Consider the following 16433-nt stretch of genomic DNA (forward strand, 5'->3'; position numbering starts at 1 on the left):
AATACCCACAGGCACGACACGGATGCTCGGCATAGTTAAGGAAGATTCATGCACTGTCAACTGAAGCGCAAACACGAAGTTTACATCTGGTTAAAAACCAACCAAACCTGTTTGGTCTGCGATGAAGCGACCCAATGCGCTGATAGTGTATGCAACGCCTGCGAAACCGAATTGCCCTGGCTGATGGACGCATGCGAAGTCTGCGCACTGCCTCTGCCGATGGAGGGTCTGACCTGCGGCCAGTGCCAGACAAAACCGCCGGCGTTTAACCACGTGATTGCGCCCTGGACCTTCAGCTTTCCCGTCGACACGCTGATCAGCCGCTTCAAGCATCAGGCCCGCTGGCCCCTCGGGCACATGCTGGCGCGCTTGCTCGGGGACTATCTGCAACACCGCTTTGACACCACCGGACTCACGCGCCCCGACTGCCTGCTGCCGGTGCCCATGGCGCCCAGGCGCCTGCGCGAGCGCGGCTACAACCAGGCCCTGATGCTGGCGCGCTGGCTCAGTACCGCCCTCGACATCCCCTGCGATGCCGACCTGTTGCTGCGCCCTTTCGAGACCGTGGCCCAGCAGGATCTCGACGCCAAGACCCGCAAACGCAACCTGCTGCGCGCCTTCACCCTGGCCCCCGGCGCCCAGGTGCAAGGCCGTCACCTGGCACTGGTGGACGACGTCCTCACCACCGGCGCCACCGCCCACAGCCTGGCGCGGCTGTTGATGGCCGCCGGCGCACGCCGGGTCGACGTGTACTGCCTGGCCCGCACGCCCAAGCCCGGCACTTGACTCTCATGCGCCACGGCGGCAACGTCCGCTCATCTCACTCACAATGTGCGCCCATGTCTCTGCCCACCTCCCTCAGCCAGCACATCATCCGCCGCCCGCAGCGCATTGCCCTGCTCGGGCATATCGCCGAGCAGGGCTCCATCACCCGCGCCGCCAAAGCGGCCGGCTTGAGTTACAAGGCTGCCTGGGATGCGATTGATGAACTCAATAACCTGGCGCAAAAGCCGTTGGTGGAACGCAGCGTCGGCGGCAAGGGCGGTGGCGGCGCCAGGCTGACGGCTGAAGGTGAGCGCGTGTTGCGCCTCTATCAGCGCTTGCAGGCATTGCAGACTGAAGTGCTTGGCACGGACGAAGCGGCCCACGACTTCAACCTGCTGGGGCGCTTGATGTTGCGCACCAGCGCGCGCAACCAGTTGCACGGTCAGGTCATCGCCATCCAGGCCCAGGGCCGTAACGACCTGATCCGTCTGGAACTGCCCGGCGGACTTACCCTCGATGCGCGCATCACCCACGACAGCACGCAAAGGCTGGAACTGGAGCCAGGCGTGGAAGTGGTGGCCCTGATCAAGGCCGGCTGGCTGCAACTGCTGGCAACCGACCACACTGCAACACCTGGACACAATTGCCTGAGCGGCACAATCGAGACGATTCTCGACGCCGACGACGGCCCCAGCGAAGTGCGCATCATCCTGCCCAATGGCCCGGTAGTGTGCGCCCTGGCGCAGCCCGCCGCGCTCACGGCACTCGATGCCGTCGAAGGCCAGCCGATCCAGGTGCAATTCGCGCCTGACAATGTCCTGCTCGGTACGCCCGTCTAGGCGCAGAGCGTCTTCAAGCTGCAACAATTTCGTCACGCGCGCTCCCTAAGGTGTCTGCAAAAACCGCTGGGAGCCTGCAATGAACCTATTAGAAGAAAACCAAGCCACCGACCTTGAACAGATGGTCGGCCTCACCCGCCGCCGCTTTATCGGCGCCGGCGCCCTGTGCGGTGCCGCAATGTTCCTCGGCGGCAACCTGCTCAGCCGTAGCGCCCTGGCCGTCAATGCCGCGTCCGCCAGTCCGCTGCTGGGCTTTGCCGGCATCGCCGCCGATACCCGCGACACCATCACCCTGCCGCCGGGTTACAGCGCTTCGGTGCTGATCAGTTGGGGCCAGCCGCTGAGCCGGCACGCTCCGGCCTTCGATCCGTCCGGCAACGGCAGCGCCAAGGCCCAGGAACAACAGTTCGGCGACAACAACGACGGCATGAGCCTGTTCGCCTTTCCCGGCGACAACAACCGCGCGCTGCTGGCGATCAACAACGAGTACACCAACTACCGCTACCTCTATGCCCACGGCGGCGCGCCGCAGTCGACAGAAGACGTGCGCAAGGCGTTGGCCAGCGAAGGCGTGTCGGTGATCGAGGTACGGCGCAGCGGCGACACCTGGCAGTTCGTCCAGAACTCACGCTACAACCGACGCATCCACGGCAACTCGCCGATTCGCCTGAGCGGCCCCGCCGCCGGCCATGACTGGCTGAAAACCAGCGCCGACAACACCGGCAAAAAAGTCCTCGGCACGTTCCAGAACTGCGCCAACGGCAAGACGCCGTGGGGCACATACCTGACCTGTGAAGAAAACTTCACCGACTGTTTCGGCAGCAGCAACCCGCAGCAGGCCTTCGATGCCGCGCAAAAACGCTATGGCGTGGTCGCCGCCAGCAAAGAGATCAACTGGCACCCCCACGACCCGCGCTTCGACATGGCCAAAAATCCCAACGAACTCAATCGCCACGGCTGGGTGGTGGAGATCGACCCGTTCGACCCGCAATCCACCCCGGTCAAGCGCACCGCCCTGGGCCGCTTCAAGCACGAAAACGCAGCCCTGGCCGAAACCCGCGATGGCCGCGCCGTGGTGTACATGGGCGACGATGAGCGCGGCGAATTCATCTACAAGTTCATCAGCCGCGATCCGATCATCCACGACAATCCCAAGGCCAATAAAGACCTGCTCGACCACGGCACCTTGTACGTGGCGATCTTCGACGCGGGCGATGGCGACGCGGATCACCCCAGGGGCAAGGGCCAATGGGTCGAACTGACCCACGGCAAAAACGGCATCGACGCCAGCACCGGGTTTGCCAGCCAGGCCGAAGTGCTGATTCACGCACGCCTGGCCGCCAGCCTCGTCAAAGCCACGCGTATGGACCGCCCGGAATGGATCGTGGTGAGCCCCACGGACGGCCAGGTCTACTGCACCCTCACCAACAACGCCAAGCGCGGCGAAGACGGCCAGCCCGTGGGCGGGCCCAACCCGCGCGAGAAGAACGTGTATGGCCAGATCCTGCGCTGGAAGGCCGACGCCGATAACCATGGCAGCAGCACATTCAGCTGGGACCTGTTCGTGGTGGCCGGCAATCCCGGCGTGCACGCCGGCCAGCCCAAAGGCGGCTCGTCCAACATCAACCCGCAAAACATGTTCAACAGCCCCGATGGCCTGGGGTTCGACAAGGCGGGGCGCTTGTGGATTCTCACCGACGGCGACTACAGCAACGCCGGCGACTTCGCGGGCATGGGCAATAACCAGATGCTCTGCGCCGACCCGAATACCGGCGAGATCCGCCGATTCATGGTCGGGCCGGTGGCATGCGAGGTGACGGGCATCAGCTTTTCACCGGATCAGAAGACGCTGTTCGTGGGGATTCAACATCCTGGGGAAACCGGCGGGTCGACTTGGCCGGAGCATTTGCCCAATGGCAAGCCACGGTCCTCCGTGGTCGCGATCCGGCGCGACGATGGGGGCATTGTCGGCGCCTGACCGCTATAGCCGCCTACCTTGATTTCAGCCAACCCAAAACCCTGTGGCGAGCGGGCTTGCCCCGCGTTGGGGTGCGAAGCGCCCCCAATTCAGCAACACGCGGTGTACCTGATACGGCTCAGTGCCTGGCTTTGGGGCTGCTGCGCAGCCCAACGCAGGACAAGCCTGCTCGCCACAGTAAGCCCGCTCGCCGCAGAGGTATCGCCACAGACACCACCCATTCCAGTCCCGGTGCGCTACCATGCGAGGCCCGACGCGGCGCCCTGCTGCGCGCAGGAGTTCGCATGGCCCACCCGTTTGAAACACTCACCCCCGATCTGGTCCTCGACGCCGTCGAAAGCATCGGTTTTCTCAGCGATGCGCGCGTGCTGGCGCTCAACAGCTACGAAAACCGCGTGTACCAGGTGGGCATCGAAGACAGCGAGCCGCTGATCGCCAAGTTCTACCGGCCGCAGCGCTGGACAAACGAGGCGATCCTCGAAGAACACCGCTTCACCTTCGAGTTGGCCGAGTGCGACGTGCCGGTGGTTGCGCCTATGGTCCACAACGGCGAAAGCCTGTTCGAACACGCAGGCTTCCGCTTCACCCTGTTTCCACGCCGGGGTGGCCGAGCGCCGGAGCCAGGCAATCTGGATCAGTTGCATCGCCTTGGGCAACTGCTCGGCCGCTTGCACGCGGTGGGCTCCACCCGCCCGTTCGAACACCGCGAAGCCCTGGGCGTGAAGAACTTCGGCCATGACTCCCTCGCCACCCTGCTCGAAGGCAACTTCATCCCCAAAAGCCTGCTGCCCGCCTACGAGTCGGTCGCCCGCGACCTGCTCAAGCGCGTGGAAGAGGTGTACAAGGCCACGCCGCACAAGAACATCCGCATGCACGGCGATTGCCATCCCGGCAACATGATGTGCCGTGACGAAATGTTCCACATCGTGGACCTGGACGATTGCCGCATGGGCCCGGCGGTGCAGGACCTGTGGATGATGCTCGCCGGTGATCGCCAGGAATGCCTGGGGCAGTTGTCGGAATTGATGGATGGCTACCAGGAGTTCCATGACTTCGACCCGCGCGAACTGGCGCTGATCGAGCCGCTGCGCGCCCTGCGTCTGATGCACTACAGCGCCTGGCTCGCACGGCGCTGGGACGACCCGGCGTTCCCCCACAGTTTCCCTTGGTTCGGCAGCGAGCGTTATTGGGGCGATCAGGTGCTGGCGTTGCGCGAGCAGCTGTCGGCGCTCAACGAAGAACCCCTGAAGCTGTTTTAACAGGTGGGAGGGGGCTTGCTCCCTCCCACATAGAGCAAAGCCATCCCCCAGGCTGACAAATATCCTTACAATCGCGCTTTGTCAGCTGCCTGAGCAAGGATTCTGCAATGCACGCCGCCAACCCCCGCAAGGGGTACTTTCTGGGCCTGAGCGCCTACATCATCTGGGGCCTGTTCCCGCTCTATTTCAAAGCCATCGCCAGCGTGCCCGCCGCCGAGATCATCGTGCACCGGGTGTTGTGGTCGGCGCTGTTCGGCGGCTTGCTGCTGATGGTGTGGAAACACCCCGGCTGGTGGCGCGAGCTGCGCGACAACCCCAAGCGCCTGGCGATCCTGGCCCTCAGCGGTTCGCTGATCGCGGCCAACTGGCTGACGTACGTGTGGTCGGTGAACAGCGGGCGCATGCTCGAAGCGAGCCTGGGTTACTACATCAACCCGTTGGTGAATGTGCTGCTGGGCATGCTGATCCTCGGCGAGCGCCTGCGCCGCCTGCAATGGGTGGCTTTAGGCCTGGCGGCGGTGGGCGTGGCGCAGCAGGTGTGGCAGGTCGGCAGTTTGCCGTGGGTGTCGCTGGTGCTGGCACTGACCTTCGGTTTCTACGGGCTGATCCGCAAGCAGGCGCCGGTCAAGGCGCTGCCGGGGCTGGTGGTGGAAACCTGGATGCTGGTGCCGATTGCCGTGGCGTGGTTGCTGTTCAACCCTTCGGCCCACAGCGCACAGATGGCATTCTGGAGCACTTCCGAAGCCTGGTGGCTGGTCGCGGCCGGTCCGGTCACGCTGGTGCCGCTGGTGTGTTTCAACGCCGCCGCACGGCATTTGCCTTACACCACCCTGGGCTTTTTGCAGTACATAGCGCCCACCCTGGTGCTGCTCCAGGCCGTGCTGCTGTTCGGCGAACACCTGGCGCCGGCCACGCTGGTCGCCTTCGCGTTCATCTGGGCCGGGCTTGCGGTGTACAGCGTGGACATCGGCTTGAGCGTGCGCAAACGCTGATCACTCCTCGCTGCGCAGCTCCACCATCAAGTCATCGGCCAGGGTTTCCAGGGATTCCTGCAAGGTTTCCAGGGACAAGCCGGACGGCACCTGCAGCAGGGCTTCGGCGCTGAACAGCGGGTCGCCACTCATGGGCGCCGGGCGCACATCGGTGCTCAGGCGCTCCAGGTTGACGCCCTGGCGGCTGAGCAGCGCCGTAATCTCGCGCACGATACCCGCGCGGTCATTGCCCAGCAGCGTCATCACGATCGACTTGGACGTCGACGCCTGCCCGCTGCTGCCCTCGCCCACCAGCACACGAATGCCATGGGTGGACAGGTCCTCCAGCGCGCCCACCAGCGCCTGTCGGCTCTCGGCCGGCACGCTCACCCGCAGAATCCCGGCAAACTGCCCGGCCATATGGGCCATGCGGCTTTCCAGCCAGTTGCCACCGTGGGCGGCGATGTTCTGCGCAATGCGTTCGACGAGGCCGGGTTTGTCGGCGGCGATGATAGTGAGTACAAGATGGTCCATGGCATAGCCCTCTGGAAATCAATCTACAAGGTGGACCCGCAGGTCCCTGAAAACAAATCGTGTACCATTTTTATTTTTATCTGGAACAATCCAACGGTTTCTTGAGAACATCCGACTCTTCGCTGTGACCGCCTGACCAAAATGGGTCGCCAAACGACCTGTTTAGTCTGATGTTCACAAGCACAAATCATCATGTAGTATGCCCAACCGTGCACTACATAATGAACATCAGATAAAGCGCATAAGCTCCGCAGAGTGAGGCAAGCAATGACTGAACACGTTCAAGTCGGTGGCCTGCAGGTCGCCAAAGTCCTGTTCGACTTCGTCAACAACGAAGCGATTCCCGGCACCGGCCTCACGGCCGAGCAGTTCTGGGCCGGCGCCGACCAGGTCATTCACGACCTCGCGCCGAAGAACAAGGCCCTGCTCGCCAAACGCGACGATTTCCAGGCGCAGATCGACGCCTGGCACCAGGCTCATGCTGGCCAGGCCCATGACGCGGTGGCCTACAAGGCCTTCCTGCAAGACATCGGCTACCTGCTGCCGGAAGTCGCCGACTTCCAGGCCACCACCGAGAACGTCGACGACGAAATCGCTCGCATGGCCGGCCCGCAGCTGGTGGTTCCGGTGATGAACGCGCGCTTTGCCCTCAACGCCTCCAACGCCCGCTGGGGCTCGCTGTACGACGCGCTCTATGGCACCGACGCCATCAGCGAAGCCGACGGCGCCGAGAAGGGCAAGGGCTACAACAAGGTGCGTGGCGACAAGGTCATCGCGTTCGCCCGCGCTTTCCTTGACCAGGCCGCGCCACTCAGCGCCGGCAGCCATGCCGAGTCCACTGGCTACAAGATCGTCGATGGCGTGCTCATCGTCGCCCTTAAAGGCGGCAGCAACAGCGGCCTGCGCGACGATGCCCAGCTCATCGGCTTCCAGGGCCCGGCAGCCGAGCCGATTGCGATCTTGCTGAAAAACAACGGCCTGCACTTCGAAATCCAGATCGACGCCAGCACCCCGGTCGGCCAGACCGATGCCGCCGGCATCAAAGACATCCTGATGGAAGCCGCACTCACCACCATCATGGACTGCGAAGACTCCGTGGCCGCCGTTGATGCCGACGACAAAGTGGTGATCTACCGCAACTGGCTCGGCCTGATGAAGGGTGACCTGGCGGAAGAAGTCGCCAAGGGCGGCACCACCTTCACCCGCACCATGAACCCTGACCGCGTCTACACCGGCGTGCACGGCGAGGACGTGACCCTGCACGGCCGCTCGTTGCTGTTCGTGCGTAACGTGGGTCATCTGATGACCATCGACGCAATCCTGGACAAACACGGCAACGAAGTGCCCGAAGGCATTCTCGACGGCCTGCTCACCAGCCTGGCGGCAATCCACAGCCTCAACGGCAACAGCAGCCGAAGCAACAGCCGCACCGGCTCCGTGTACATCGTCAAACCGAAGATGCACGGCCCCGAAGAAGCCGCGTTCACCCACGAGCTGTTCGGCCGCATCGAAGACGTGCTGAACCTGCCACGTAACACCCTCAAGGTCGGGATCATGGACGAGGAGCGCCGCACCACGGTCAACCTCAAGGCCTGCATCCAGGCGGCCAGCGAGCGCGTGGTGTTCATCAACACCGGTTTTCTCGACCGCACCGGCGATGAAATCCACACCTCCATGGAAGCCGGCGCGATGGTGCGCAAGGCCGCCATGAAAGCGGAAAAGTGGATCGGTGCCTACGAAAACTGGAACGTCGACGTTGGCCTGCGTGCCGGCCTGCAGGGCCGCGCCCAGATCGGCAAAGGCATGTGGGCCATGCCCGATCTGATGGCCGCCATGCTCGAGCAGAAAATCGCCCACCCGCTGGCCGGTGCCAACACCGCCTGGGTGCCGTCGCCCACCGCCGCCGCCCTGCATGCGCTGCACTATCACAAGGTCGACGTATTCGCCCGCCAGGCCGAACTTGCGCAGCGCGAACGCGCCTCGGTAGACGACATTCTGACGATTCCGCTGGCCGGCACTACCGATTGGTCTGACGAAGAAATCCGCAACGAGCTGGACAACAATGCCCAAGGCATCCTCGGTTACGTGGTGCGCTGGATCGACCAGGGCGTAGGCTGCTCCAAAGTGCCGGACATCAACGATGTAGGCCTGATGGAAGACCGCGCCACCTTGCGTATCTCCAGCCAGCACATTGCCAACTGGCTGCGCCACGGCATCGTCAGCCAGTCCCAGGTGCTGGAAAGCCTCAAGCGCATGGCGCCGGTGGTAGACCGCCAGAATGCCGGGGATGCGCTGTACCGGCCGTTGGCACCGGACTTCGACAGCAACATCGCGTTTCAGGCGGCGGTGGAGTTGGTGATTGAAGGAACCAAACAACCCAATGGTTACACCGAGCCGGTGTTGCACCGCAGGCGTCGGGAGTTCAAGGCCAAAAACGGGCTGTAAATGAAAAAGCCCTGATCGTGAGATCAGGGCTTTTTCTTTGGTTTGCGGGTAACTGGAATGGCGCTATCGGGAGCAAGCCCCTCCCACATTTGGAAGGTATTCACAGCTGGACCTGTGGGACTTGCTTGCGATGAGGCCAGCAACCTCATCCAACATCAGGAAATCATCCCCAACTCCTGCTTCACCATCTGCGCCAACTTCACGCTATCAATCGGCTTGAGCAAAAAATCCACCACACTCAAATGCATCGCTTCAATCACATCCGGTGCCTCGGCGTCACCCGACATGATGATGATCGGCAACGCTGCGCGGGTGGATTCACGCACCTGACGGATCAACTCAAGACCGCTACCGGGGGCCATGCGCAGGTCGGTAATCAACAAGCCGATCGAGCTGCTGGTTTTCAATAGCTCCCACGCTGCCTCACCACTGTCGGCCGTCATGCAGCGAATGCCGTCCAGCCCCAGGATCTCCGCCAGCAGTTCACGCGCATCCTTGTCGTCATCAACAATCAACACACGTTGTGGCGGTAAATCAGGCTCCAGCATCACGGCGCTAAGCGCCTCGCGCTCGGCATCACTCAAAATATCGTGGTCGGACATACAGTTCTCAGCAGTTCTAATCAATCTCGCAGCACACTCGTCAGACATCTGCGCAAGGGCGTTCAATGTGCACTTCGTCGGAAACTTTGCCTAGTGGGCGTTCCACGGGGTTTGCATGACGGTCCCATAGGGTTTTCCCTAGTCCATGCAGTCACTTCGCTACCTAGACTTACGTCCAATGGGCACCCGCCGTGCACGAGTCGACCATGCAGCACGATAACGACAAAAACATTGCGGTCACTGTTATGAGTAAAGCTGATGCTTTCACCCAGGCGGGAAAAACCGCCGTCTTGCAGAATATCCACGGCACCCTGCAATTCCTGCAGCGTTTTCCACCCTTCAACCAGATGGAAAACGCACACCTCGCGTTTCTGGTGGAGCAATGCCAATTGCGCTTCTACGGCCCCGGCGACAGCATCCTCAAGCCGTCGGGCGGGCCAGTAGACCACTTCTATATCGTCAAGCAAGGCCGCGTGGTGGGCGAGCGCCCGGACTCGACCGAAACCACCTTCGAAATCACTACCGGTGAGTGCTTTCCGCTGGCCGCGTTGCTCGGTGAACGGGCGACCCGCACCGAACACAAAGCTGCTGAAGACACCTTCTGCCTGCAACTGAACAAGCCGGCCTTTATCAAGCTGTTTGCGCTGTCCAGCCCGTTCCGCGATTTCGCCTTGCGCGGCGTCAGCAGCCTGCTGGACCAGGTCAACCAGCAGGTGCAGCAAAAGGCCGTGGAAACCCTCGGCACCCAATACTCCCTGAACACCCGCCTGGGCGAATTGGCCATGCGCCATCCGGTCATGTGCAGCCCGCAGACACCGCTGCGCGAAGCGGTGACGCAGATGCACGAGCAGCAAGTGGGCAGCATCGTGATCGTCGACGATCAGCAGGCGCCTCAGGGCATCTTCACCCTGCGCGACCTGCGCCAGGTGGTGGCCGACGGCACCGGCGACTTCAGCCAGGCCATCGTGGGGCACATGACCCAGGCGCCGTTTTTTCTCACCCCGGACCACAGCGCCTTCGACGCCGCCATCGCCATGACCGAACGGCACATCGCCCACGTGTGCCTGGTCAAGGACCAGCGACTGTGCGGCGTGGTGTCCGAACGCGACCTGTTTTCCCTGCAACGGGTCGACCTGGTGCACCTGGCGCGCACCATCCGCAACGCGCCCAGGGTCGACCACCTGGTGGCGATGCGCGGCGAGATCGGCCAACTGGTGGAGCGCATGCTCGCCCACGGTGCTTCGTCCACCCAGATCACCCACATCATCACGCTGCTCAACGACCACACGGTGTGCCGGGTGATCGAGCTGAGCCTCGCCGAAAAGGGCGACCCGGGCGTGCCGTTCAGTTGGCTGTGCTTCGGCAGCGAGGGTCGCCGCGAACAGACGCTGTACACCGACCAGGACAACGGCATCCTGTTCGAGGCCAGGGACGCCGCTGAAGCCGCCGAGCTGCGCGGGCGGCTGCTGCCGTTGGCGCAACAGATCAACCAGAGCCTGGCGCTGTGCGGCTTCAGCCTGTGCAAGGGCAACGTCATGGCCGGCAACCCCGAGCTGTGCCTGTCACGCGCCGAATGGGCGCGCCGGTTTGCGGCGTTCATTCGCGAGGCCACCCCGGAAAACCTGCTGGGTTCGAGCATCTATTTCGACCTGCGCGTGGTGTGGGGCGATGAGCAGGGCTGCGAGCAACTGCGCCAGAGCATCCTTGACCAGGTCGCCGACAATCGGCTGTTCCAGCGCATGCTGGCCGAGAACGCCCTGCGCCAGCGCCCGCCGGTTGGACGCTTCCGCGACTTCGTGCTGACGCGCAACGGCGCCGAAAAAGCCACCCTGGACCTCAAGGTGCAGGGCCTCACGCCATTCGTTGACGGCGCCCGCCTGCTGGCCCTGGCCAATGGAATCCACGCCAATAACACCCTGGAGCGCCTGCGCCAGCTGGTGATCAAGGCCGTGATCGAGCCGCTGGACGGCGCCGCGTATGAAGAGGCCTATCACTTTATCCAGCAGACCCGCATGCAGCAGCACCAATTACAAAGCCGGGAAAACCAGCCGTATTCCAACCGCGTCGACCCGGACAGCCTCAACCACCTGGACCGGCGCATCCTGCGCGAATCCCTGCGCCAGGCCCAACGCCTGCAGACCAGCCTGACGTTGCGGTATCAGCTGTGAGCTGGTTCGGCTGGCTGCGTCAGAAAACACCGGGGCTCGACGCCGCGCAACAGCAGCGCCTGGCGCAACTGCCCACACCCTGCGCACTGGGCGACGCTTCTTTGCGCAGCCAGCGCTGGGTGGTGCTGGACCTGGAAACCAGCGGTCTGAACCTCAACCGTGACGAGGTGCTGTCCATCGGCGCGGTGGTGATCGAGGACGGCGCGGTGGACTTCTCGCAACTGTTCGAACGCACGCTGCACCGCGCCGACAGCCGGCTGCGCCCCAGCGTGCTGATCCACGGCCTGGGCCCCAGCGCCATCGCGGCCGGCAGCGACCCGGTAGAGGCGTTGCTGGACTTCATGGCATTTGTCGGCGACAGCCCGCTGCTGGCCTTCCATGCGCCGTTCGATCAACACATGCTGGGCCGCGCGCTCAAAGACAGCCTGGGCTATCGCCTGGCCCACCCGTTCCTCGACGTGGCCGAGATCGCCCCGCTGCTGTGCCCCGACACGCCAATGCGTGAAGCCGGGCTGGACGACTGGATCCATCACTTTGGCCTGCACGTGGGCGAACGCCATCACGCCAGCGCCGATGCCCTGGCCACGGCGGAACTGATGCTGATCCTGTTCAGCCGCGCGCACCGCCAACACATCGACTCGCCAAAGGCCTTGCAGGAACGCCTGGGCCAATGGAGACGGCGCAAACACGCGCCATCGTTTTAGTGTCATCTCCCGACAAACGCCAATTGCGCCTGCCCGATGCCTCTGCCACAATCGCGAATAATTCTCGTTAGTTTAAACAATTCGTTTATCCGGTGATGCCTTGTCGTCAGTCCAGCCTCCCCACAGTGAGCTTGTTGGCGCGTTGTACCGCGACCATCGTGGCTGGCTGCTGGCCTGGCTGCGGCGCAATGTGGCCTGCGCCAGCCGCGCCGAAGACCTCAGCCAGGACACCTTCGTGCGCCTGCTGGGGCGTACCGAACTGCGCGAACCCCGCGAACCGCGCGCCTTTCTGGTGGCCATCGCCAAGGGCCTGCTGTTCGACTACTTCCGTCGCGCGGCGCTGGAACAGGCCTACCTCACCGAATTGATGCTGATCCCGGAGAGCGAACATCCCTCGCCCGAAGAACAGCAATTGATCCTCGAAGACCTCAAAGCCATCGACCGCCTGCTCGGCAAACTCTCGAGCAAGGCCCGCGCCGCGTTTCTGCACAGCCGCCTCGATGGCATGGGCCACGCCGAAATCGCTCAGCGCCTGGGCGTCTCCGTGCCACGCGTGCGTCAGTACCTGGCCCAGGGGATACGCCAGTGCTACATCGCCTTGTACGGCCAGCCGCTGTGATAGGCGCCAAACCGGTCTCGGCCCGAGTGCTGGATGCCGCGATTGCCTGGCAACTGTCCCTCGACGCGGGCGATGCCAGCGCGGTGGAGCAGGAAGAATTGCGCAAATGGCTGGCCAGCGATGCCGAACACGCCCGCGCCTGGCGCCAGTTGGGCATGCTCGATCAGCGTTTCAGCGCAGCCTCGGGCCCGGCACGCGCGGCCTTGCTGCAATCACGCGACGGCATTCGCCACCGCGTGCGCAAGCTGGGCCGGGGCCTGGCGAGTATCGCTCTGGTGTGCGGGCTCGCGCTGTTTGCCGGCGAGCGCTATGTGCCGCTGCATTACTGGCTGGCTGACCAACGCACCGCCACCGGCGAGCAACGCACCCTGACACTGGCCGATGGCACCTCGATCAACCTCAACACCCACAGCGCCATCGACGTGCGCTTTGATGAAAAGCGCCGCCTGATCGTGTTGCAGGCCGGGGAAATCCTCATCGAAACCGGCCATGACGACGCCCGCCCGTTTTACGTGCAAACCCCCGACGGCAGCCTGCGGGCGCTGGGCACGCGGTTCATGGTCAAGCGCGAAGACGACGCCACGCGCCTGAGCGTCTTGCAGTCGGCGGTGGCGGCGCAGCCTGAAAAGTTGCGTCAACCACAGATCGTCAAGGCCGGCCAGCAAGTGCTGATGCGCAGCGATGGCCTGGGGCCCGTGTTGGCCGCCTCCCCCGGCGCCGACGCCTGGACGCGCGGCATGCTGGTGGTCGACAACGCGCGTCTCGGCGACGTGATCAAGGAGCTCGGCCGCTACCGCAGCGGCCACTTGGGCGTGGACAAAAACGTGGCCGACCTGCGTATCACCGGCAGTTTCCCGCTGCGAGACACCAACCTGGCGCTCAATGCATTGCTGCCGACGCTGCCGGTGCAGATCGAGCAGCACACGCCGTGGTGGGTGACGGTGAGCGCCAAGCCTTAAAAAATCCAAAAAATATTGACCCCCTGCCCTATCACTTTCCAATTCTCATCCGGCACCTAGGCAATCAAGAGATATTTTCAGGAGCCGCCCTTCATGTCCCGCACGCTCGACACCCTGTTGCGCCCCAGCCTGTTAGCCGTGGCCATTGCCTTCGGCACCCCGCTCGCCAGCCCCTTGCTGCTTGCCGCCGAACAAGCCGCCAGCGTGCGCGCCTACAACCTGCCGTCTGCGCCTCTGGCCAGCACCCTGAACCAGATCGCCAGCCAGGCCGGCCTTGCGCTGACCCTCAACCCGACCCTCGCCGCCGGCAAGACCTCGGCACCGGTCAAGGGCCAGTTCGATGCACAGAGCGCGCTGCGTGAAGCCTTGCGCGGGACGGGGCTGCAACTGGAGCAAGGCACGGCAGGGACGTTTACGTTGGTGCCGATTCCGGACGGGGTTGTGGCGTTGCCGCAGACCAGCGTTATCGGGCAGGGGGACTATGAGAGTGCGTGGGGGCCGGTGGAGGGTTATGTGGCCACACGCACGGCGGCGGGCACCAAGACCGACACACCCATTGCTGAACTGCCGCGCTCGGTCTCGGTCATCACTCGCCAGCAAATGGATGATCGCTCGGTGCTGAACCTCAACGACGCCCTGCGCTACACGGCTGGCGTGCAGAGCAGTGGCTATGGCTCCGACTCACGCAGTGACTGGCTGCTGGTGCGCGGCTTTGTCCCGACGCAATTCCTGGATGGCCTGCCCCTGCCAAGAGGTAACTACGCCACGCCGAAGATCGATACCTGGAACCTGGAGCGGGTCGCCGTACTTCGCGGCCCAGCCTCGTCGGTTTACGGACAGACACCCCCAGGCGGTCTGCTGGACATGGTCAGCCGCCGCCCACAAGCCCAGAGTTCAAACGAACTTGAAGTGCAGGCCGGCAGCAATAACCACAAGCAGATCAACTTCGACAGCACTGGCAAGATCGATGACGAGGGCCAGTTCCTCTATCGCATCAGTGGCGTTGTGCGTGACAGCAATACCGCCGTGGACCACATTCCGGACAAACGCTACAACGTGGCACCCAGCCTGACCTGGAACATCAACGACGATACCCGGCTGACACTGCTCACCCAGTTCACCCGCGACGATACCGGGATCACCGGGCAGTTCCTGCCACTGCAAGGCACCAAACTGGGCTCGCCCGCCGGCAAGATCTCCCACCACAAGAACCTGGGTGATCCGGACTGGGAATTCTACGATCGCACTTATTACGCGCTGGGCTATGCCTTCGAAACCCGCCTGAACGACACCTGGCAGTTTCACCAGAACCTGCGCTATACCAAAAATGACCTTTCGTTTCAGGGCATCACGGCCGGTGGCGCATTCTTTCCTAATGGCCCGGAAGTCGCGGTAGACGCCGCTGGCAACGTGAGTCGATCGGCCGGCAAGGTCGATGAAAACGTCGGTCAGTTCGCCGTCGACAACAACTTCCAGGCTGACTTCAGCACTGGCGCAGTCAATCACACGCTGCTGCTGGGCCTCGATCACCAGCGTTCCGACAGCGATGCGCGCTGGCTGTGGGGTTCGGCAGGGGTGCCGACTATCAACTTCAACCGACCGGTGTATGGACAGGACTTCTCCAAAGTCCAGTACTTCACCATGTACGACTACACCCAAAAGACTCAGCAGACCGGCCTTTACGTCCAGGACCAGATGGCCCTCGACAACTGGCGCCTGACCCTTGGCGGGCGTGAAGACTGGGTGCACACCGGCACCACGTTCCATAATCAGAACGACGCCACCAACACGCAGCGTGACAAACATTTCAGCGGCAACGCGGCGTTGAGCTACGTCTTCGAAAACGGCATCACGCCCTACCTTTCCTACGCCGAATCGTTCCAGGCCGGGATTGGCACGCAAGTGGGCAGCACCGGTGCATTCAAACCCACCGAAGGCAAGCAGTACGAGGCCGGTATCAAATATCAGCCACCCGGCACCAAGGCCTTGTTCACTGCTGCGGTGTTCGACCTGACCCAACAAAACACCTCGGTGACCGAAGGCAGCATCACCCGCCAAGTCGGTGAGGTTCGGGTTCGCGGCCTTGAGCTGGAAGCCAGCGCCGACGTCACCGAAAGCCTGAAGCTGGTGGGTTCATACACCTACAACGACAGCGAAATCACCGAAGGCGTGGCCTCTGAAAAAGGTAATCGAATGAACCAGCTGCCGCGTAATCAGGCCACAGGTTGGGCTGACTACACCTGGCGCAGCGGGATGCTCGATGGCTTCGGTGTCGGTGCAGGCGTGCGCTACGTGGGTGATACCTACGGCAACGCCGCCAACACCGAACTGGGCCATGTTGGCTCGTACACCGTATATGACGCCTCTGTGCACTACGACCTTGGCCGCGTGAACAACACACTGAAAGGTGTCACCGTGGCGGTGGATGCCAAAAACATCTTCAACAAGGATTACCTGTCCACCTGCGATGGTTTCTACTGCTACTACGGCGACCAGCGCAACGTAGTCGCCAGCGTGAACTACAAATTCTAAGACGGTGAAAAACCGCTGATAAAGGGCCGCCTGATCCGCGGCCCTTTTGCCTTTGGAG

Annotated in this window: 13 protein-coding genes; 11 read left to right on the top strand and 2 right to left on the bottom strand. The window is 63.0% G+C overall.

Annotated features, from left to right (window positions below; translation table 11 throughout):
• Positions 1-48 precede the first annotated feature (48 nt).
• From H045_RS18480 to rarD, 5 genes are all read left to right on the top strand, one after another.
• On the top strand, positions 49-786 hold the full coding sequence (locus H045_RS18480; protein ID WP_015373117.1) for a ComF family protein: 738 nt from the start codon (positions 49-51) through the stop codon (positions 784-786).
• A 53-nt stretch (positions 787-839) separates the two neighbouring features.
• Positions 840-1604: a TOBE domain-containing protein gene (locus H045_RS18485; RefSeq protein WP_003232668.1), complete on the top strand. Its 765-nt coding sequence runs from the start codon at positions 840-842 to the stop codon at positions 1602-1604.
• A gap of 79 nt (positions 1605-1683) precedes the next feature.
• Positions 1684-3582, top strand: coding sequence for a PhoX family protein (locus H045_RS18490; protein ID WP_015373118.1), 1899 nt, complete (start codon positions 1684-1686; stop codon positions 3580-3582).
• Positions 3583-3866: 284 nt separating this feature from the next.
• Positions 3867-4841, top strand: a complete 975-nt coding sequence (locus tag H045_RS18495) for a serine/threonine protein kinase (protein WP_003238024.1) — start codon at positions 3867-3869, stop codon at positions 4839-4841.
• A 107-nt stretch (positions 4842-4948) separates the two neighbouring features.
• The gene (gene rarD, locus H045_RS18500) at positions 4949-5833 is read left to right on the top strand and encodes an EamA family transporter RarD (RefSeq protein WP_015373119.1); all 885 of its coding nucleotides are present in this window, start codon (positions 4949-4951) and stop codon (positions 5831-5833) included.
• Here the strand turns inward: rarD and H045_RS18505 are convergent, their stop codons facing one another.
• A complete protein-coding gene (locus H045_RS18505) occupies positions 5834-6346 on the bottom strand; it encodes a glycine cleavage system transcriptional repressor (RefSeq protein ID WP_015373120.1) in 513 nt (170 codons plus the stop codon).
• A gap of 267 nt (positions 6347-6613) precedes the next feature.
• On the opposite strand from H045_RS18505, the gene H045_RS18510 reads away from it, so the two are divergent.
• On the top strand, positions 6614-8791 hold the full coding sequence (locus H045_RS18510; protein ID WP_015373121.1) for a malate synthase G: 2178 nt from the start codon (positions 6614-6616) through the stop codon (positions 8789-8791).
• 155 nt (positions 8792-8946) lie between these two features.
• Here the strand turns inward: H045_RS18510 and H045_RS18515 are convergent, their stop codons facing one another.
• Positions 8947-9393 (bottom strand): response regulator, encoded by a 447-nt coding sequence (locus H045_RS18515; RefSeq protein WP_003238032.1) that lies wholly within the window; start codon positions 9391-9393, stop codon positions 8947-8949.
• Positions 9394-9638: 245 nt separating this feature from the next.
• Between H045_RS18515 and H045_RS18520 the strand changes: the two genes are divergently transcribed.
• The 5 genes from H045_RS18520 to H045_RS18540 all read left to right on the top strand — a co-directional run bounded on the left by H045_RS18520 (position 9639) and on the right by H045_RS18540 (position 16375).
• Entirely contained in the window at positions 9639-11561 is a 1923-nt protein-coding gene (locus H045_RS18520) for a putative nucleotidyltransferase substrate binding domain-containing protein (protein WP_015373122.1), read from the top strand.
• On the top strand, positions 11558-12265 hold the full coding sequence (locus H045_RS18525; protein WP_015373123.1) for a 3'-5' exonuclease: 708 nt from the start codon (positions 11558-11560) through the stop codon (positions 12263-12265). The genes H045_RS18520 and H045_RS18525 overlap by 4 nt, the downstream gene beginning before the upstream one ends.
• A 100-nt stretch (positions 12266-12365) precedes the next feature.
• Positions 12366-12884: an RNA polymerase sigma factor gene (locus H045_RS18530; protein WP_003238039.1), complete on the top strand. Its 519-nt coding sequence runs from the start codon at positions 12366-12368 to the stop codon at positions 12882-12884.
• Positions 12881-13843, top strand: a complete 963-nt coding sequence (locus H045_RS18535; protein WP_032871492.1) for a FecR domain-containing protein — start codon at positions 12881-12883, stop codon at positions 13841-13843. Before H045_RS18530 ends, H045_RS18535 begins: the two co-directional genes overlap by 4 nt.
• Before the next feature lie 93 nt (positions 13844-13936).
• On the top strand, positions 13937-16375 hold the full coding sequence (locus H045_RS18540) for a TonB-dependent siderophore receptor (RefSeq protein ID WP_015373124.1): 2439 nt from the start codon (positions 13937-13939) through the stop codon (positions 16373-16375).
• Positions 16376-16433 lie beyond the last annotated feature (58 nt).

It is taken from the genome of Pseudomonas poae RE*1-1-14, assembly GCF_000336465.1.
Classification (GTDB): Bacteria; Pseudomonadota; Gammaproteobacteria; order Pseudomonadales; family Pseudomonadaceae; genus Aquipseudomonas; species Aquipseudomonas poae.